The organism is Flavobacterium sp., from assembly GCF_027484705.1.
Taxonomy (GTDB): domain Bacteria; phylum Bacteroidota; class Bacteroidia; order Flavobacteriales; family Flavobacteriaceae; genus Flavobacterium.
On sequence record NZ_JAIXSL010000008.1, the window covers coordinates 1 to 20,582 of the forward strand.

At 39.5% G+C, this 20,582-nt stretch carries 18 protein-coding genes; 5 read left to right on the forward strand and 13 right to left on the reverse strand.

Annotated features, from left to right (window positions below; genetic code table 11):
• Positions 1-380: 380 nt before the first annotated feature.
• Positions 381-1,616: an FtsX-like permease family protein gene (locus Q0058_RS04455; protein ID WP_298221539.1), complete on the reverse strand. Its 1,236-nt coding sequence runs from the start codon at positions 1,614-1,616 to the stop codon at positions 381-383.
• Between the two features lie 74 nt (positions 1,617-1,690).
• Between Q0058_RS04455 and Q0058_RS04460 the strand changes: the two genes are divergently transcribed.
• Positions 1,691-3,043, forward strand: a complete 1,353-nt coding sequence (locus Q0058_RS04460; protein WP_298221540.1) for a DUF1343 domain-containing protein — start codon at positions 1,691-1,693, stop codon at positions 3,041-3,043.
• Here Q0058_RS04460 and Q0058_RS04465 read toward each other — a convergent pair whose 3' ends face one another.
• Positions 3,044-3,541: a YkgJ family cysteine cluster protein gene (locus Q0058_RS04465; protein ID WP_298221541.1), complete on the reverse strand. Its 498-nt coding sequence runs from the start codon at positions 3,539-3,541 to the stop codon at positions 3,044-3,046.
• Between the two features lie 93 nt (positions 3,542-3,634).
• Between Q0058_RS04465 and Q0058_RS04470 the strand changes: the two genes are divergently transcribed.
• Together Q0058_RS04470 and Q0058_RS04475 are read left to right on the forward strand one after the other, a co-directional pair.
• Positions 3,635-4,339 (forward strand): class I SAM-dependent methyltransferase, encoded by a 705-nt coding sequence (locus Q0058_RS04470; RefSeq protein WP_298221542.1) that lies wholly within the window; start codon positions 3,635-3,637, stop codon positions 4,337-4,339.
• A 27-nt stretch (positions 4,340-4,366) separates the two neighbouring features.
• Complete coding sequence (locus Q0058_RS04475; RefSeq protein ID WP_298221543.1) at positions 4,367-4,912, forward strand: YfiT family bacillithiol transferase; 546 nt, start codon at positions 4,367-4,369, stop codon at positions 4,910-4,912.
• Between the two features lie 53 nt (positions 4,913-4,965).
• On the opposite strand, the gene Q0058_RS04480 is transcribed toward Q0058_RS04475, so the two are convergent.
• The 11 genes from Q0058_RS04480 to Q0058_RS04535 all read right to left on the reverse strand — a co-directional run bounded on the left by Q0058_RS04480 (position 4,966) and on the right by Q0058_RS04535 (position 15,340).
• The gene (locus Q0058_RS04480; RefSeq protein WP_298221544.1) at positions 4,966-6,246 is read right to left on the reverse strand and encodes a M43 family zinc metalloprotease; all 1,281 of its coding nucleotides are present in this window, start codon (positions 6,244-6,246) and stop codon (positions 4,966-4,968) included.
• 102 nt (positions 6,247-6,348) lie between these two features.
• Positions 6,349-7,503, reverse strand: a complete 1,155-nt coding sequence (locus Q0058_RS04485) for an aminotransferase class V-fold PLP-dependent enzyme (RefSeq protein ID WP_298221545.1) — start codon at positions 7,501-7,503, stop codon at positions 6,349-6,351.
• A gap of 7 nt (positions 7,504-7,510) precedes the next feature.
• The gene (locus Q0058_RS04490) at positions 7,511-7,906 is read right to left on the reverse strand and encodes an energy transducer TonB (protein WP_298221546.1); all 396 of its coding nucleotides are present in this window, start codon (positions 7,904-7,906) and stop codon (positions 7,511-7,513) included.
• Between the two features lie 42 nt (positions 7,907-7,948).
• The gene (locus Q0058_RS04495; RefSeq protein WP_298221547.1) at positions 7,949-8,701 is read right to left on the reverse strand and encodes an energy transducer TonB; all 753 of its coding nucleotides are present in this window, start codon (positions 8,699-8,701) and stop codon (positions 7,949-7,951) included.
• Between the two features lie 3 nt (positions 8,702-8,704).
• Complete coding sequence (locus Q0058_RS04500) at positions 8,705-9,337, reverse strand: 7-carboxy-7-deazaguanine synthase QueE (protein WP_298221548.1); 633 nt, start codon at positions 9,335-9,337, stop codon at positions 8,705-8,707.
• A 263-nt stretch (positions 9,338-9,600) separates the two neighbouring features.
• Complete coding sequence (locus tag Q0058_RS04505; RefSeq protein WP_298221549.1) at positions 9,601-11,280, reverse strand: tetratricopeptide repeat protein; 1,680 nt, start codon at positions 11,278-11,280, stop codon at positions 9,601-9,603.
• 16 nt (positions 11,281-11,296) lie between these two features.
• Complete coding sequence (locus Q0058_RS04510) at positions 11,297-12,205, reverse strand: PstS family phosphate ABC transporter substrate-binding protein (protein WP_298221550.1); 909 nt, start codon at positions 12,203-12,205, stop codon at positions 11,297-11,299.
• Positions 12,206-12,436: 231 nt separating this feature from the next.
• A complete protein-coding gene (locus tag Q0058_RS04520; RefSeq protein ID WP_298221552.1) occupies positions 12,437-13,225 on the reverse strand; it encodes an energy transducer TonB in 789 nt (262 codons plus the stop codon).
• A 21-nt stretch (positions 13,226-13,246) separates the two neighbouring features.
• A complete protein-coding gene (locus Q0058_RS04525) occupies positions 13,247-13,855 on the reverse strand; it encodes a biopolymer transporter ExbD (protein WP_298221553.1) in 609 nt (202 codons plus the stop codon).
• A 17-nt stretch (positions 13,856-13,872) separates the two neighbouring features.
• Positions 13,873-14,481, reverse strand: coding sequence for a biopolymer transporter ExbD (locus Q0058_RS04530; protein ID WP_298221554.1), 609 nt, complete (start codon positions 14,479-14,481; stop codon positions 13,873-13,875).
• A 37-nt stretch (positions 14,482-14,518) separates the two neighbouring features.
• Positions 14,519-15,340 (reverse strand): MotA/TolQ/ExbB proton channel family protein, encoded by an 822-nt coding sequence (locus Q0058_RS04535; protein ID WP_298221555.1) that lies wholly within the window; start codon positions 15,338-15,340, stop codon positions 14,519-14,521.
• 367 nt (positions 15,341-15,707) lie between these two features.
• Here Q0058_RS04535 and Q0058_RS04540 point away from each other — a divergent pair, with 367 nt between their 5' ends.
• Positions 15,708-17,225, forward strand: a complete 1,518-nt coding sequence (locus tag Q0058_RS04540; protein WP_298221556.1) for a helicase HerA-like domain-containing protein — start codon at positions 15,708-15,710, stop codon at positions 17,223-17,225.
• A gap of 137 nt (positions 17,226-17,362) precedes the next feature.
• Entirely contained in the window at positions 17,363-20,305 is a 2,943-nt protein-coding gene (locus Q0058_RS04545) for a T9SS type A sorting domain-containing protein (protein ID WP_298221557.1), read from the forward strand.
• Positions 20,306-20,582: the final 277 nt, after the last annotated feature.

A 20,582-nucleotide genomic window follows, 5' to 3' on the forward strand; every position in this document is an offset into this window, starting at 1 on the left:
AGTAACCATTCTTTTTGTTCCTGCAAGCGTTTTGTAAAATAAATTTTAATTTTATTTTCTTCTCGCTTATTACCAGTAATTTAAAAGAACATATTCCCTTCTGCGGGGTGCAAAGATAAGAACACTTTCCGCTTTAGCAAATCTTTTTGATGCGAAATTTGATAATTTTTTCTTAACATTCCCTAAACCTCTGGCCGTAAGTTTTTTGAACTAAAAAGTTTTTTTTCTTTTGTATGTAATGCTGTTAAAGACGCAAATTAAGAAACCCAGAAAGTCTTGAGAAGACCATTGCCATAGCCCCGATGGTAACGGCATCCTTTTGTTCTGGGGTTCGGAACAAAAGATATAGTGGACAGCGGGAAATAGCTCCTAAGGAAAAATCAATCGAAACGGATGGCTTTGACCGGAGTGATTTTGGTGATGATGTACGATGGGATCAGCAATATGAGCAAACAGACGATGATTGTGCCGAGATTGAGTGCTGCTATATACATCCAATTGAGGTAAACTGGCGCTTCGTTGACGTAGTAATTTTCGGGATTAAGCTTGATGATTCCGAAATATTGCTGGATTAAAATCAATCCTATTCCGATCAGGTTGCCCCAGAATAATCCGCGTAAGATTAAGTAAAATGCGTTGTAGAGAAACACTTTCCGGACGCTCCAGTTGTTGGCGCCGAGTGCTTTGAGGATGCCGATCATTTGGGTGCGTTCGAGAATGAGCACCAATAATGCGACGACCATATTGATGGTGGCGACAGCAATCATCACGACCAAAATGACGATGATGTTGAAATCGAACAGCTGCAGCCACTCGAATATATAATAGTATTTCTCCGCGACCGTTTGCGTGTCGAGTGTGGAATTGGTCTGCTCATAAACTTCCTCGCCTTTTTCTTTGATTTTGGTGAAATCGTCTACGAAAACCTCAAACGCGCCAACTTCATCAGGTTGCCATTTGTTGATGCGCTGCAAATGACGGATATCGCCGATAATGTAGGCTGAGTCAAATTCCTGAAAACCGGAATTGTAGATGCCGACAATTTTAAACACACGCAGGTTCGGCAGTTGGTTGTTGTCTTCTTTCATGAAGAACGTGTTGAACGTATCGCCAAGTTTGAGGTTGAGCCGGTTCGCCAAAAACTGAGACATCAAAACTTCATTGTTAAGTTGATGCATCAAATCAGGCGCGCGGCCTTCCGTAATATACTCGCGAATGTTATCCCATTGGTAATCTTTGCCGACGCCTTTATAAATGATGCCTTCGAAAGCACTTGCGGTTCTGATAATTCCGGCTTTGGATGCGACAGCTTGCACATGACTAATACCTTCAACATTGGTAAACTTCGGATAAAAACTCTGATGAATTGATATGGGCGTGACGCTGACCTGCGATTGGTTGTCATCGTAATTGGAGATGATAATATTGCCATTGAACGCCGAAACTTTCTGACGGATTTTCTGCTGCAAACCAATACCTGTCGCCACCGAAACAATCATCATCACCATCCCGATCGCAATGGCCGAAATCGCAATTTTTATAATTGGTGCAGATATACTACTTTTACGCCCTTTAGCCGTAATGAGTCTTTTGGCTATAAAATATTCGAGATTCAATGTGGTTCTGTTCTGAATTGTGTGTCCAAAAATACAGCTTTAGAACGATTTTAGGATTAATTTATTGAGGATTTATGATTTATGATTTAGGATATCACTCTGGCAAGAACTCCGCTTTTGATGCAATTACAAAAAGGCTTTTTGCGTTGTTGCTCGTTTCCGTAGTATTGGTTTCGTGTAAAACGGCAACACCCGTCAATTATTCAGTTCCGGCGCAAACCAAAGTGAAAAGCAAAATCAAGTCGACCAAATTTATGACCGGCACCGACAATATGTCGAGTTATTTCTCCTTACTGAAAAACAAAAAAGTCGGCATCCTGACCAACCAAACCGGACTCGTGACTTTTGATTCCCCGCTTTCGATCATCGATACCGTCAACCATTCACAGCAGGAAACTACCAAAACCATCACGATGCATGTCGTGGATTATATCGTGCAAAACACCAAAATTGATCTTGTCAAAATATACGCGCCCGAACACGGATTTCGAGGAACTGCCGATGCGGGCGAATTGATTGTGGACGGCAAAGACACCAAAACCGGACTTCCGATTATTTCCCTTTACGGCAACAATAAAAAACCTTCTGCGGAACAATTGCAAGGCATAGACGTGTTGCTTTTTGACCTTCAGGATGTGGGCGCGCGTTTCTACACTTACATTTCCTCCTTACACTATGTGATGGAAGCCTGCGCAGAAAACAACGTCGAACTCATCGTACTCGACCGACCAAATCCGAATGGAAACATTGTCGATGGACCGATCCTCGAAAAAGAATATTCAAGTTTTGTAGGTATGCATCCGATTCCGGTGATGCATGGGATGACGATTGGCGAATATGCGCTGATGATCAATGGCGAGAAATGGCTCAAGGACAGCATCCAATGCAAAGTGAAAATTGTACCGTGTGAAAATTACCGCCGTGAAATGCCATACAGTTTGCCGGTAAAACCTTCACCAAATTTACCGAACGACCAGGCAATCAACCTTTACGCAAGCCTTTGTTTTTTTGAGGGAACCAACGTCAGTATTGGGCGCGGCACGAATAAACAATTTCAAGTTTACGGTTCACCTTACCTGACTGCGAACCATTACAGTTTCACACCAATGCCGAATGAAGGCGCAAAAGATCCGCCGTGGAACGGTAAAATCTGTTGCGGTGAAGATTTGTCTGAAATCCAGAAAGTGAACCATCTCGAACTCAAATGGCTCATCAAGGCTTATAACGAAACTGAAGAACAATCTAAATTCTTCAACTCGTATTTCACCAAACTTGCCGGAACGAAAAAACTACAACAGCAAATTGAAGGCGGCATGTCTGAAGAGGAAATCCGCGCAACCTGGAAAGCCGGCATTGAAAAATTTAAGGAAATGCGAAGAAAATACCTGATTTATCCAGACAGTTTTTTGGTGGCGAATCCGAATTAATCATAACGGCAAACGCTTTTTCATTTCCTCCACGATATTGTAAGCCGCAGGGCAAATAGCTACATTCTTCATAGTCAAATCGGTAATCTGCTGGAATTTTTTGCGGTCAGTATGTGGAAATTCGCGGCAAGCTTTCGGGCGCACTTCGTAAATCATACAGTAATTCTCCGCGTCGAGAAAAGTACACGGAACATTTTGCAAAACATAATCGTTGTCTTCATCAATGCGCAAATATTGGTTGATGAACTGCTGCGGTTTCTGGCGTAAATGTTTGGCGATGCGCTCGATGTCAGCCGAAGTGAAAAGCGGGCCAGTCGTTTTGCAACAATTCGCACAAGTCAGACAATCGGTTCTTTTGAATTCGGCCTCGTGAATTTCCTGCATCACATAATCGAGATTTTTGGGTGTCTTTTTTTTGAGCTTGTCGAAATACTTTTTGTTTTCGATATGCTTATCTTTGGCAAGCTTTTGCAGTGTGTGGATTTGTGGATTTGTCAATTCGGTTATTCGATATGTGAACCGCAAAATTAGGCAAAAACAAATAACCAAATTACCGAATAACCAAATTACCGAATAACCAAATAAACCCTCATGAAAGATCTTTTCGGAAAAGCCATCCTCGATTTTCAAACCAACAACAATCCTCAAGATCTGATTACGGAAACTTCGATTTCAGAAGCCGATGACATGAGCGTGGCCTATCTGTTCCGTTCTTATGACGAAATGCCGAAAATGGAACAGCAAGCCTTACAGCTGGCCAAAGGAAAAATTCTCGATGTAGGTTGCGGCGCGGGCAGCCACAGTTTGTATCTTCAAAATGAAAGAAAACTCGATGTCACTGCGATTGATATTTCGGCCAATGCCATTCAGGCTTGTAAACTGCGCGGCATTCAAAAAGCAAATGTTCAGGATGTAATGACAATCGATGGTGAAAAATTCGACACCATTTTATTGCTGATGAACGGCGCAGGCATGTGCGGGCGGCTTAAAAATGTTGGTGCGTTTCTTTTAAAATTGAAGTCTTTATTAAATGAAAACGGGCAAATCCTGCTCGACAGTTCCGACATCATTTATATGTTTGACGAAGATGAAGACGGCGGTAAATGGATTCCGTCAGAAAACGAATATTACGGCGAAGTTGTTTTCAATATCGAATATAAAGGCGAAAAGGAAGACGCTTTTGATTGGATGTATATTGATTACAATACCTTGCAAAACACTGCTCTCGCTAACGGATTGCAATGTGAATTGGTTTTGGAAGGCGAGCATTTTGATTATCTGGCGCGACTTTTTTAAACTATAACTCAAATTGAAATATTAGAAATGGAAGCTATCGATATAGAAAAATTACGCTATCCGATTGGGAAGTTTGTTCCGGTTCAGGAATATACTTCGGAGTATTTGTCACAACGCATTGACGAGATTGCCTCATTTCCCGAGCGGTTGAAAAAAGAAGTTTCGCATTTGACGGACGAACAACTCGACACGCCTTATCGCCCGGATGGCTGGACCGTTCGACAGGTAATTCATCATTGCGCGGACAGTCATATGAATTGCTTTATTCGACTTAAATGGACATTAACCGAAGATAAACCGACGATCAAGTTTTATTATGAAAACCGCTGGTCGGAATTGATTGACAACAAAACAATGCCGATTGCGCCGACTTTAGCATTGCTCGAAGGATTGCATTATCGGTTGGCTTTTTTAATGAAAAGTTTAACTTCCGGGGAACTCGAAAGGTCTTTAATTCATCCCGAACATGGAAAGGAATTCCAATTGAAGGAAATTATTGGGCTTTATGCGTGGCATGGCAACCACCATTTGGCGCATATCACGAAACTCAAAAAACGAAAAGGCTGGACATAAAAAAATCCCGAGAGTATTCACTTTCGGGATTTTTTAGATCAATTAAATAAAAATTATTTCTTGATGATTTTGTCTGATTTTAGGAATTCTCCCGCATTGTATATCCTTAAATAATAAGTTCCCGACGCCAAATCTTCGATATTAATGACATTGTTGGCTTGTGCAAGTTTTTGTGTTTTCACCAATTGCCCGACAGTGTTGAAAATTTCAACTTCATCGATATCAACTTGTGGCGATGTTATCATAAAATATTTAGATGCTGGATTCGGATAGACCGCGATAGCTTTAATGGCAGCGACTTCATTTAAACCTAATGAAGTACAACCGTTTGATGACAACAAACTTAATCGTGGTCCAGCTAACGTATTTTGTACTACAACCTTTTGACCATTAGAAAACATTCCCATACAAGCGTCATCTACATAATCCATATAATTCATAAACATAGAACCATTCGCGGTAGTTGCACAAGAATAAGTATTCGTTGGAAAAGTTGGACAACCAAAATACCATCTTCTAGTCTCTGGAGTATCTGAGACTCTATCATCATTTGATGGTGTTTGGGGATCAATATATGGATTTCCACAAGCAACGCCATCGTCTCCCCAAGGATGCAATAAACCTAGGTAATGCCCGATTTCATGAGTAGCTGTTCTTCCATAATTAAATGGAGCAGTAGCTGTCCCGGTAGTGCCAAAATACTGGTTTCCAATACAAAGACCGTCAAAACTTGACCCTACAACTCCTGTCTCTGGTAGATTAGCAAATCCTAAAATATCGGAACCTGTTGGAAATTGACCAATCCATATATTTAGATATTTAGTGGTATCCCAAGCAGGTTCTCCTGCATTCTCGTAGTATTGGGTTTCAAGATCAAAAGAAGTACTCACCGATTTTCTCGTAATTCCCGTGGTGGCTACTCCAGTTGGTGTTCTAGTAGCTTTACAAAAAACAATTTCCATATCAGCAGCCAATGGTCTGAAAGCAGCTGGAACTGCAGTATTAAAATTAGCGTTTAACTTTCTATAATCATTATTTAAAACTGTTAATTGGGAATTAATTTGAGCATCGCTAATGTTTTGCGTTGCATTACTATAGAGTACGTGAAAGACAACAGGAATTGTCACTACTATACTAGGTGCATTGGGTTGTCTGAATAGGGTTTGTGGATTGTTTGGATTGTAAATAAAATCCATCATTTCCTGATGACGCATAGCAAATTCAGGGTCAGTTTCCATACGCTTATGCAATATATCCATCGTAGCGCAAGTTCTTCTTTGGGAAAATGCTGCGAAAGATGTAATAACTAGTAGTAAGGTAATTAATTTTTTCATTGGGTTTTTAATAAATTTTAGGGTACAATAATACAAACAAATATTGAACTTTAGTTTTAATGATTTGAAAAAGAGGCGAATCTAATTAAAAATGCGGTAAAATTATAAAAGCAAATCCGATTTCATTTTGATCTCTTTCAATGCCTCATCAAGGAGTTCCAGATCCTTTAAATCATTATAAGCGTTTAACGAAATTCTTAGAAAAATACCGTTGTCAATTTTCATGACGGGAATTTCGATTTTATACTTTTGGAATAGTGTTTCCTTCAATACCATCGGCTGATTCGTTTTAATGGAAATACTGCACATTTGTCCCAGAAACTCATTAGTAACAGGGCAGATCGGCGTTGACCCTACCAGATCACAAAACTTTCCATAATGCTCGAGAATCATTTGCTTGGACTGTGCTGCTTTTTCATCCCAATGATTTTCCTTGAGGAACTTAATGGCCGCCGGTGCTGTAAGAAATGCCGAAATATCGCGGGTGCCTTGAAATTCGTGGTAATCTAAAAACCTACTTTTGCCCGGATTTTCGCTTTGGTAACCCCAGCCCACAACCAACGGATCAATAGCATCCTGAAGTTCTTTTTTGACATACAAAAACGAACAGCCTTTTGGAGAGAGCATCCATTTATGCAATGTTCCCGTATAAAAATCAGGGTCGAGTTCGGTGAGGTTCAAATCGATATGACCGGGAACGTGCGCACCGTCTATAATGGTGATCAATCCGAGTGATCTTGCTTTTTGAATGATTTCTTTCACCGGAAAAATTAATGCCGTAGCACTCGAAATCTGATTGAGAAACACCACTTTTGTTTTGGATGTATAGCCTTTCCAGAATTCTTCGAGTAAGCTTTCTTTGGATTGTATCGGCAACGAAATGTTTTGTCGGATGTATTTGGCTCCGGATTTTTCGCAGTAGAAATGCCACGTTCTGTCCATCGCTCCGTATTCGTGATTGGTCGTCAGGATTTCATCGCCGGGTTCGAGCTTAACGCTGCGCATTACAGTATTAATGGCCACCGTCGGATTGGCAGTAAAGAAAAAATCATCGGGCGAGCAACCAACATATTCGGCCACGGCTTCCTTGGCATTTTTTAAATAACCAGCCATGTGCTTGGTTATAAACTGCACCGGTTGCTTTTCGAGCTCCGACTGCCAGTATTGGTAATTTTCAAAAATCGGTTTTGGACAAGCGCCAAAGGATCCGTGGTTTAAAAACGTAATGTCTGGGTCTAAAAGAAATTGTAATTTCATAGTCTTTTTATTCTGTATGAATTCCGATCGGAAGGATGTAACGAACGCGTACCCTTTTACCGTCTTTTTTTCCGGGAACCCATTTCGGGGAGAGTTGGAGTACCCTTTCCGCTTCGGCTCCGGTTCCGAAACCAGGATCCTTGATGCTTCTAATGTCGGTCAGTGAGCCGTCGGTTTCAACAATAAATCCTAGGAAAATTTTACCTATAAGCTCTGGAACTTCAGGTTTTTTAAAATTTTTGTAAAAGAAAGTATAGCAATTCTCAATGCCGCCTGGAAATTCGGGCTGCACATCGACATCTTTGGCTTCAAGAACTGGTGCTTCCGAAACTTCATTGGTGTCTTGGGCTTGAAGGGTTTGAAGCGAAAAAAAAGTAATCGCGAAAAATAAAATAAGCTTCATCTTCTTAATATTAGTTACGTGATTTTATGTTCGATATCAATGTCAACGATTCGCTTGTATATTGATTGGTAAACTGTATAAAACCCTTACAGGTTCTCCGTTATGCATACCTGGTATCCAATCTGGACATCCCATTAAAACACGAATCGCTTCTTGTCCTGTGCCATAACCAATGTCGCGGATTACCTTACAATTACTTACTTTACCTGTTTTCTCAATGACAAAGGAAAGAAATATTTTTCCACTCAGTTTTTCAATCATTGGTGTCCTAAAATTTCTACCGACATATCTATAAAAGGCCTCAATTCCACCCGGAAATTCAGGGATTTTCTCAATCATTTTCCCATCATATACTTTACTCGTATCAACTACGTCCTGAATTACTTCCGAAACAAGTTCAGGCTCGTAAGCTGGAATTGTGATTGGTAAAACGTAATTGACACGCACTTTTTTTCCATTCAATTCACCCGGAATCCAATGATTACAGATGGCCAACAATCTTTTGACTTCTTCTCCAGTCTGAAAACCTGGATCTTTTAAAATTTTGATCTCTGTAGTAGTAGCATCACTATTGATAACAAAACTCACGATTACCTTACCTCCTTTGAATTCTGTTGTTTTGGGCAACTCGATGTTAGCACTAATACATTTTGAAAAGGCTTCAATACCATCTTCATATACAGGTTTTTTATCTACCACAGCTAAGCTATAAATGTTTTCATCAGCAATTTTTTCTTGAGCGTAAGATAATTGAATGATGAAAAAAGTTAGTGTGATGTATAAAATTCTGCGCATTCTTTATGGTATGTTTAGATATTTATGCGTCTGCAATGACACGCGCCATTTGGGATTATTCATTACATATTCAACAATTAATGGCGTCATTTCTTCTTTCTTGCTCCATTCGGGTTGTAGGAACAAAATGGCATTTTTGTTGACTTTCTCAGCCTGTTCTTCGGCAAAGATGAAATCGTGTTTGTTGTAGACGATGACCTTGAGTTCATCAGCATTGTCATAAACCGTTTGTGTAGGCAATTTGTTTTTCTTGGGCGACAGACAAATCCAGTCCCAAATTCCGGTTAGTGGATAGGCTCCCGAAGTTTCGATATGCACTTTTAAGTAACGGTCTTTGAGCCGTTGGGTTAAAGGCGCCATGTTCCAAGTGAGCGGTTCGCCTCCGGTTACGACAACGGTGTCGGCATATTTGGCGGCATTTTCGACAATTTTCTCAATGTGTGTTGGCGGATGCAATTCGGCATTCCAGCTTTCTTTGACATCGCACCAATGGCAGCCTACATCGCAACCTCCAATTCGGATGAAATAGGCGGCAGTCCCGGTATGGAATCCTTCGCCTTGGATGGTATAAAATTCTTCCATAAGCGGAAGCATGATGCCTTTCTCGACGGCCGTTTGTGTTTCTTTTGCTAGCATTTTATATTTTAAAGGGCAAAGATAAGGAAAAGTTGTTGTCGGTTGTCGGTTTCACGTCTTTTGGAAAACACAGTTCCTAGCCCTGATGGCAATGGTTAGCCTTTGGTGTGAGCCTTGCATTTTTTGCGGACAAAAAAGAGCGCCCCAAGAAGCTCCTTTTTTGGCCTGCAAAAAAGCAAGGGTGCGCCAAAGCTATGAATGGACAGCAGGATGAGCTTCTAAAAGAAAAAACCGACAGCTTTAAACTATCGGTTTTTAGGAAATTATTTTTTTGGATTTTCTTTTAAGGTCTTTAACGATTCCGTAGCGTAAGGGTTTGTGGGATCTAACGCTAAAGTTTTGTTGAAATACTCTCTGGCTTTGGCTTTATCGCTGTTGGCATAACTTGCAGCGATGTTGTTGTAGCTCTCGATGAACTTCGCCTTGTTTTTGGTGACTTCCTCCTCGCCTTTCTCCGTCACGACACGAAGATAATCTTCGTAATATTTGATGATCATTTCTTCATTTTCGAGCAATCGGTTCGCACGTGCTCTAAAGATGTATGCGTCTTGAGTTGTCGGTGAAGCTTCAATCACTTTACCAAAAGCGGCATCGGCTTTCTGAAGTTCGGCAACATCGGGTTTTACGACATCTTTTCTGGTGTTGTTGTAGTATAATGAATTTCCTAAATAGAAATTATCAAGTAAGAAGTTCTTTGAATTAGGGTTGCCGGTGGCGATTTCGTAGATGGCTGCAGCTTCCTTAAACAATTTTTGTTCATAGAATTTTTTACCCACTTCACTGAGGTCATTGGTCATGTTGATTTCCATTTCGACTGATTTCTTGATGTCTGCAACTCCTGCAGCAAACATGACCTGATCAACCACTTTGGTTTCAATGTTATTGGCTTTTTTGAGTTTCGACAAACCTAAATAAAGGTAATCTCTCGCAATTACTTTGCTTCCGGGATTGGCGATAAAGTCTTGGATTGATTTTATGGCCACATCGATGTTTCCGTTTTCGTAAGCTGAATAACCTAAGTAACGAAGGATTCTTGGGTTTACTTTGTCAAGCTCTTTCATCGCATTGGCTTCCGTTTCCAAAGCTTTATAATCTTTGGCTAAGATCAGGAAGTCTGCGTGACGCATTCTGGATGTTAAAGAATAATCCGTCAAAGACATGTATTTCTCATAATAAGTCAAGGCTTTTTGGATGTATTCGTTGTATTTTTTAGGTTCGTTATTTCCCCAGTAGTAATAAGTTTCAGCCAACTCACGGTAAACAGGACCGTAATTTGGGTTGCTTGCGATTACGTTATCGTAAGCTTTTACGGCTTCAGTGTAGGATTTGGCTCCTTTCAATAAAACACCAAGTTGCATTTTGGCACGAATCAAACTAGGATCTGTTTGAAAAGCATTTCGGTAAGCCGCGTAGGATTCGTTTTGATTCTTGTCACCATAATAAGCATCACCTAAAGCCATTTGAAGATTGGCATCAGCAGGATTGACCGCTTTGGCTTTCTCAAGATAAGTCAAGGCTGTTTTATAATTGGGCTTATCGCTGTTCATATAAGCTTTGGCGATATTGATATACTCTTCGATGTCTTTTTTCTTGATATCCTTAATGGCTTGGTCGAAATTAGCCTGAGCTGCGGTGGCGTTTGCATTATCAAGGTCGATTTGACCTAAACCAATATAATTCCATTTTGGAGATTCGGTCGCAGTCAATCCTTTTTGAAAAAAGATTTTAGCAGAATCTTCTATATTTTGTTTCAGGTAAATATTCCCTAAATAAAATGTAGCTTTTCCATTGCCTGGTTTGGCTTGTAATATAGTTTTGAGCATTGATTTAGCCTTTTCATATTGTTCGGCATCAATGGCTTTTTTAGCTTGTTCGATATCTTGAGCATTACTAACTGTTGCCGTTGCAATAAGTAGGAAGCTAAAAATCTTAAATCTGTTCATGTTCTTGTATTTAATTTTACTTTTTATCATTATTGATGGTACTTCGGATGCGAATCTTTCTCGAAGGAAACTTCACAGGAACGAGTCCTGATTTCAATACAATCCGCTGTCCGATGTCGCTTGAAACAAATGAGGCGAACCCCATTCCAAGGCCTGAAAATCCTTGGGCGTTGACGACAAACAAATCGCGTGCCAAAGGATATTGGCCTGCAGCTATACTGCTTTGTGTTGGCGCATAGAACTTGTGATCTTTCAGATTCAATACGTTGAGGACGTTGACTTTATCTAAATTGTCCCTGATTTCATTTGAGGGCTCAAAGATATAATTAATTCCCACAACGCCAATCATTCCATCATTTTGGGCTACGTATTGAATCATTTCTTCATTGGTTTTAAATGAAAACACCCCTTCAGCAGGCAGATTTTTCACTCCTGTCAATGCACAAAAATAGTTTGCTGTGCTGGAGTTTGGGTTGTCAAAAACCAATCCTTTGAAACCTGGTAGTCTGATCCCTTTCATCAAATTTGTTATCTGCTCTAACGTGATTAAGGTGTCTTTAGTATTTTTATTGACAATCAATGCGATTGCATCTTTGGCAAAAGGCGTTATTTTAGGGAATATTTTTTTCTTGTTGAAATAGTCCGTTTCCTCTTTAGTAAGAGTTCGCGAAAGAATAGCTAATCCTGAACCAGCTTTGACCAAACTTTGAATCACTTCGGCTTCTGATTTAGGTGCAATTGTAATTTTTGCCTCATATTGGCTTTCAAAAACCTGAACCTGATCTTCTGCGATGGGTTTTAAGGTTTCATCAACGAACATCGTCGTATTGCCTTCGAGCATGGTTTCTTTAGCTTCTTCTTTTTTACAAGTGATAACTAAAAAAATCAACAAAATGTATACTACAATATTGAAATATTTTCTCATAATTTTATGAATTTGCATTAAAAAAACGGGCAAATCGAAAAAACGAATAGACAATCAATAACAGGCCAAAAGCGATTCGGTAATGATTGGGCATGACGATTGGCATGGCTTGCCAGAAAATGACAATTAACCCTAACACCAGATACAACACAAAAAAGAGGATTCCTATAACGAAAAGAAATCGCTGTGATGGCGATTTCTTTTTGAAATTAATAACTAATTTGCTGAACATTATTCAGCAGATTGAATATTGATTGGTAAGGAATAAAGCACCCTAACTTTCTTACCGTTTTGTTCGCCCGGATTCCATTTAGGACAAGACTTCAAAACGCGGATGGCTTCTTTACCAGTTCCGTAACCTATATCACGGATTACTTTAATATCAGTCAACGAACCATCTTTTTCTACTACGAAAGAAACGAAAACTTTTCCTTTCAATCCTTCCTCTTCAGGAACCTGGTAGTTTTTACCAACGAATTTGTAGAACTTTTCAATACCTCCAGGGAAATCCGGTTTTACCTCAATCCCCGCGGTGTTGTAGATGTTGTTGTCTTCTTCAACGACTTCTTTCGGACCGTTACCCACTGGCTCTACAGTTAATTCTGCATCCGGATCACCTTTGATCGTTTCAGCACCAATTTTCTTATCGACGATTTCTTTAATCTTTGGCGGTTCTTCAACAACTTCCTCTGCTTTTGCTACTACCGGTTTTACGAATTTAACCTGATCCACTTTTGGTGGCGGTGGCGGTGGCGGTGGTAAGTTTTCTTTCGGTTTTTCTTTTGGCGGTAATTTTACTGTGGTGATTTTCTGATCCAAAACGGCTTCATCGTCTCCACTAGGAAGGAAATTAGCCAATACAGGAATACTCACTAAAAAAGTAAAAATAACACCTCCGATAATTAGTGATTTGAAGTTGGTCTTTCCGTTTGACATTCTCAAATCGTAAGCACCATATAGTTTGTTTCGTCCTTCAAAAACGATATCCACCCATTGATTTTTTAATAAATCTAATTTCATGTCTTTTCTTTTTTAATTAGATTAAGGTTTCGCTGGTGTTGGTTCAGTTGAAGAAGCCGGAGCTGATGTTGTACCCGAATCTCCAAGCAATTTTGATTCTTCCGGTGTAAACTCATTCACAATCGCATAAGTAGGAACATTAACAATCGCCATCTCATCGAGCACATCAACCAGATTGCGGTAATTAGACTTCTTACTTGGTTTGATAATCACAATCATTCCTTTGTTTTTATCTCCGGTATATTGAAGCACTTTTTCTTTTCTGCTCAACAATTCTTGACGGATACCGTCTTTACCGTAAGCAAAATCTTTTGGTGCTCCTCCAGCTACAGGCGTAGCCAATAATCCTACATAACGAACTAATTTATTGTTGTCACCCAACAATATGGTCATCGTTCGATTCTCATCTACTTTGACATCTTTATTTTTATCTTTGTCCGGATCTTTATCTGGCAAACCCAAATTCATCGATTGAGGTTTAGACAACGTTGTGGTAAGCATAAAGAACGTAATTAATAAGAAAGCCAAATCTACCATCGCGGTCAAATCCACTTTAGAATTCGATTTTTTACTCCTTACCTTTTTACTGCCTTTTTTACCACCACCGTCGCCGGTATTTAATTCAGCCATTTAGTATATTTTTTAAATTATTTTTCTTTTCCTCTCAAACCAGTAACCAAACTAAAGTTATTGATTTTCTGATCCTGTAAAATATCCATGACTTTTCTAATGATCGGATATTCTTCTTTCGCATCACCTTTTATGGCGAGTTCCAATTCTTTGTCATGCAACTCAATATTGGCAATACGAGCGTTCTGAACCCAATCAGCCAATTGATTGTCCAAAGAATCTTTAGGAATTCCAGGCTGCTCCACTTTTTTTCTGTCTGCGGGCTTCATGTCTAGAATTTGTTTCAGGCTTCCCATAGGCACGCCAAAACTTTCCATGATTGCAAAGCTTTTTTGGTCGTCTTCAGAGAATTTCACGCCGTATTTATTCCCCATTAACTCAAGGGTTCTGATACGAACATCTTTTCCTTTGACATCAAAAAACACTTTTCCGTTACCTACAGTTAAAGTGGCCAAATCTTTTTCAGGCAACTTAGTCTGCACCGTAGATGCCGGTGTATCAACAGGCATTACTTCAGGAACTTTAGCAGTAGCAGTCAAAATAAAGAACGTAAGCAAAAGGAATGCAACATCACACATCGCCGTCATGTCGGTCGATGTAGACTTTTTTTTCATTTTTATTGCCATTGTTTGTGTATTTGTATATTGATAATTACTATCAAAATTATTGTTTTAAGCTACCTCTGAAATGTCTGTAAGTATTCACGATAGTAGTACCCGCTTCATCGATAGCATAAGTAAGACTGTCAATTTTTGATGTAAAGAAGTTGTAACAGATGATCGCTAATGCAGAAGTCGAGATCCCTGTAGCCGTGTTGATCAAAGCCTCAGAAATACCGTTTGCAAGTTCTGCTGAATCTGCTCCACCGCCACCAGCTAATCCGGCAAACGCTTTAATCATACCTGTTACCGTTCCTAATAATCCTGCAAGTGTTCCCAAAGAAACTAAAGTAGACAAGATCGTCATGTGTTGCTCTAACATTGGCATTTCTAATGAAGTTGCTTCTTCGATTTCTTTGTGGATCGTTTCCGCTGCCTCTTCACTGGTGAAACCTTCTTTTTTAACATCTTGGTATTTCACTAACGCAGAACGAATCGCATTGGCAACAGAACCTTGTTGTTTGTCACAAGCAGCCAAAGCACCTTCAATATCTCCTTTGGTTACACTTGACTGAATAGATTTCATAAATTGGTCTAAATTCCCTTTTCCGGTAGCTTTAGTAATAACAAAATATCTTTCAATTGAAAAAACAACCACCATCAACAACAATCCCATCAAAACAGGAACGATTGGCCCTCCTTTGTATACCATTGCTAGATAATTTCCTTTTAATGGTGTTCCTGTGTTTACTCCACCTTCAAAGTTTGAGCCTGCTCCCATGATGAAATTCCAAATAATCCACCCGACAAGAATACATGCTACAATTACGATTCCAGAGAACATTCCTCCTAAATTTGAACCACCTTCTTTTTTAACGTTTGCCATTTTTTTAATTTTTAAATTTTTTTAAATAATTTATTAGTTTTAGTTGTAAATAAACTTGAATAGGAGCAAATTTAATTTTTTAGTTGTAATAAAAAAACTTTTTTTAATTTAATTGTAATTAATTTAAAAGTCCTGAAAAACCCGCTGTTTGTGGCATTATTCTTCTTTCAAAAAAGAAAACAGAAACACGTGGTTTTCAATCTTTTCATCAGTCCATTGAACCATAACGTAATAATTCTACAAATAGTACCAATTCTTATCCAATCTGATTTTTTAATAAAAAATACTTTTGAATTCATTCCGAAGAATAAATTCAAAAATATATCTTGCGCTTAGATTCGTGAATTTCTCATAAACAACCCTGAACATGACCAAAAAATCAGATTTTACGCAAATCATCCGCGAAGGATATACTTCAAAAGGCGATAGTATTCTACTCGGCGCGGCAATGTTAGACGGCGAAGTCATCCCTGAAGCCCAAGTCAAAATTCCATTGAAAACCCTAAACCGCCACGGACTCATCGCGGGCGCCACAGGAACAGGAAAAACAAAAACAATTCAAGTATTATCAGAACAACTCTCCTCATTCGGCATTCCGGTTTTGATGATGGATATCAAAGGTGATTTTAGCGGAATTGCGGCAGCGGGTGAAGAAAAACCTTTCATTACCGAACGGCATAAAAAAATCAATGTACCTTATAGTGTATCCAATTTCCCTGTCGAGTTGATGACACTCTCGCAGCAAAATGGCATCAGACTGCGCGCGACGGTTTCTGAATTCGGACCAGTATTGTTCTCCAGAATTTTAGAGCTGAATGACACACAAGCCGGAGTCGTATCGGTAATCTTCAAATATTGCGACGACAACAAAATGCCTTTGCTCGATCTGAAAGACATTAAAAAGGTGATCAATTATATCACTGAAGAAGGCAAAGACGAAATCGAAACCAACTACGGCAAAATATCGACTTCGACCACCGGAACCATTTTAAGGAAAATCATCGAGCTCGAACAGCAAGGCGCCGATTTGTTTTTTGGAGAAACCTCTTTCGACATCAACGATTTAATGCGTTTTGATGAAAATGGAAAAGGCTACGTGAACATCATTCGATTGACTGACATTCAGGACAAACCCAAATTATTCTCGACTTTTATGTTGAGTTTGTTGGCTGAAATTTACCAGCAAATGCCCGAAAAAGGCGATGCCGACCAACCCGAACTCGTATTGTTTATAGACGAAGCACATTTGATTTTCAACGAAGCCAGCGATACTTTGTTAGACCAAATTGAAACCATCGTCAAACTGATCCGTTCGAAAGGCATTGGCATCTACTTTATTACGCAAAACCCGATGGATGTTCCGAGTGGCGTGCTCGCGCAATTGGGTTTGAAAATCCAGCATGCTTTGCGCGCTTTTACAGCCAATGACCGAAAAGCCATCAACCTGACGGCCGACAATTATCCGACTTCCGAATTTTACAAAACCGATGAGCTCATTACCGAACTCGGTATTGGAGAAGCTTTAGTAACTGCCCTTAATGAAAAAGGAATTCCAACGCCCTTAGCGGCGACAATGCTTCGCGCACCACAAAGCCGAATGGACATATTGACCGATACAGAAATTTCCGAAATCAATGCAAAATCGAAATTGGTGCGCAAATACAACGAAACCATCGACCGCGAAAGCGCCTACGAAATGCTGACCAAAAAAATCGATGCCGCCTACGAGCAAGCAACGCAAGCCGAAGAAACAGAAGCGAAAGAAACCAAAAGCAGCGAACCCAGCACAGCAAGTGTGGTTGGAAAATCGGTATTGAAAGTGGTAACGAGTGCGAGTTTTATTCGCGGAGCGTTTAGTATTTTGAGTAAGATTTTGAGGAAATAGAGATTCCGTCTGTCGATTGTAACGGTGAATTTTGTTTTTAAGAAACCAATCGAATTCTAATTGTTAGCGCAAATTTAATTTGAATCACATGATTTCTTGTTTTGAATTGGCTATCTTTAAAGTCTAAATGCACCACTATGAAAAAAATTTACTTCATTTTAGTATTTTCCTTAGTAACTTTCATTGCTCAAGCCCAAATCGTCAACATTCCCGACGCTGATTTTAAATCTTTTTTACTTTACGCCGGTATTGACACCAATAACGATAACGAAATTCAAGTCAGTGAAGCCTTGGCAGTAACTTCATTATCAATCCCTTGGAATCCTACGCAAAACATTCAAAGCCTTACCGGATTGGGTGCTTTCAGCAACTTAACCAGTCTGCAATTGAGTGATATGCATGGACTGACCACTATAGATTTAAGCAACTTAACCGCATTGCAAACCGTGTCTTTCTATATGACTCCGATTGCCTCTTTAGATGTATCGATGTTAACCAATCTGCAAAATTTATCAATCGGGCGCAGTAGCCTTACCACGCTTAACGTTTCCGGACTATCAAATCTCACGGTGTTAAACCTTAACGATAATGATGTCCTGAATACCTTAACGCTTTCAGGGTTGTCCAGTCTTCAAAGTGTCAGTACGGCTTATTGCACGCAGCTAGCTACTTTTAACATCGCTTCTTTACCGCAACTTAAAATTTTAAATTGCAACTATTCCTTAGCGCTGACTTCGATTGATGTAACCGGATTATCGGCTCTGGAAGATTTAAACGTCTCTTATTGCCACACGCTCACTTCGTTAAATCTTGCGGGTTTATCCAATCTAAAAACAGTAAATTGTGAATATTGCCGTAGTTTAAACTCATTAGTGACCACGGGCGCCAATGCCATTAATTGGTTGAATTGCAATCACTGTAAATTGACCGCCATAAATGTAACCGGAATGTCGGCACTTCAGTTTTTAGACTGCGCCAATAATAATGATTATTCCGGTTTTCCCGGGCTTGCTGCTCTTGATTTGACAGGTTTAACCAATCTGACCGAGCTCAGATGCAATGCCAACAATATCACTAATTTAAACGTGAATCATTTGCTAAATTTAACCAAGTTGGAATGCGGTGAAAATTTATTAACCAGCTTGAATGTAACGGCACTTACCAATTTAACACGATTGGGATGTCCTCTAAATCAGCTTACTGCTTTAAATGTTACACCATTAATCCATTTGCAAGTCTTAGGGTGCAACCAAAATCAATTGAGCACTTTAGATGTTTCTACTTTAGTAGACTTAAATTATCTTTATTGTTATCAGAACAATCTGTCGGTTTTAGATTTAACCAATCTTACGAATCTGGCGTACTTGGAATGTCAGAACAATCAATTGACGGCTTTGGATTTGACGCATCAAGCATATCTTACAAATCTTGATTGTTCTAATAATTTAATACCATCATTGGATCTTAGTTCTATTAATAACATCAATGCCATTCAACGTTTTCAGGCTAACCAGTTTAAGTTTAGTTTTAATCCAAACCTCACCTATGTGAATATGAAATATGGGCCTCTTGACCCGTATCTCATTAGTTTCAATGGTGAATTTTGTCCGAATCTCCGATTGATTTGTGCTGATGAAGAGAACATTCCCCGCGTGCAGGAAATTTTAGCCTACAGTGAGATGACCAATGTTCAGGTCAATTCCTATTGCACTTATACGCCCGGCGGAATCTACAACACCATTTCAGGAACACAAACTTTTGATGCCAATAGCAACGGTTGTGATGCCTTGGATTCGCATTTTCCGAACACCAAAATTGCTATTAATGATACGACAACCATAACCGGCAGTACTTTTACAGATGCTAATGGAAATTATAGTTTCTTCACCCAAGCCGGAAATTATGTGTTGACCCCTATTTTAGAAAACCCGTATTTTACAGTTTCGCCGACTTCGGCCACCGTCAATTTTGCGAGTGTGAATAGTAGCACTCAAACTCAGAATTTCTGCATCACGCCACTGGGTATTCATTATGATGTTGAAATTACTTTAATACCTACTGGCAATGCAAGACCGGGTTTTGATGCCGGTTACAGAATCGTCTACAAAAACAAAGGCAATCAGATTTTATCGGGAAGCATCGATTTGAATTTCGACGATGCCATCTTAGACTTGGTATCGGCCAATCCGAACATCAGCAACCAATCTTTAAACCATCTGAATTGGAGCTACTCTGCTTTATATCCTTTCGAAAGCAGAGAAATATTTGCCGTCTTCAATCTGAATTCGCCTCAAGAAATACCCGCTGTGAATATTGGCGACAACTTGCATTATGTGGCCACCATTTCAACCAACGGTCAAGACGAAACGCCTGCAGACACCGTTTTCGAATTCGATCAAACCGTAACTGGCTCCTTCGATCCGAACGACAAAACCTGTCTCGAAGGCAACACCATCACACCAGAAATGGTCGGCGGTTATCTGCATTATCTGATCCGGTTCCAGAATTCGGGAACCGCTGCTGCGGAAAACATTGTCGTGAAAGACATTATCGATACCACAAAATTCGACATTAGCTCTTTGCAACTCACCAGTACTTCGCATCCGCAAGTGACGAAAATTACTGGAAATAAAGTTGAGTTTCAGTTCGCAAACATCAATCTTCCTGCAGAAATCGATAACGAACCCGGAAGTCATGGTTATGTTGCGTTTAAAATCAAAACCAAAGGAAATCTCATCATTGGCAATTCGGTGGCGAACAAAGCTGATATTTATTTCGATTATAATTTCCCGATTGAAACCAATACTGCGACTTCGACGGTGGCGCTTTTGGGCATAAATCAAGTGGAAAATAAATCTGTAAGTATCGCACCCAATCCGACGAAAAATAAAATTACGATCACTTCAAAAGGAAACATCACTTCGGTGCAATTGTTTGATGTGCAAGGGCGTATTTTAGAAACTATGACCGCCAGCGCAGAACAGCTTGATTTCGATTTGAGCCAAAAAACTACCGGCGTTTACTTTGTGAAAATCATTACTGAAAAAGGCACTAAAACCGAGAAAATTATCAAACAATAACTTCGAAATCATCATTAATCATTAAGCCGCTGATTTTTGTCTTAACAGAACATACCAAGATGAAAGTCAGCGGTTTGGTTTTAACGAAACTACTTCATTCGAAATAAAGCGGATATTCATCGGTGATTTCGCAACCCTTATCGAGTATACAGGAAAATCTATTGTTATTTGTTTTTGTACAAATATCTTTAGAAAAATTTTCCTCAACATGAAAAATATTTACTTCTGTTTATTGGTTGCTTTTTTATCTTTTTCAGTAAATGCGCAAATTGTAAAC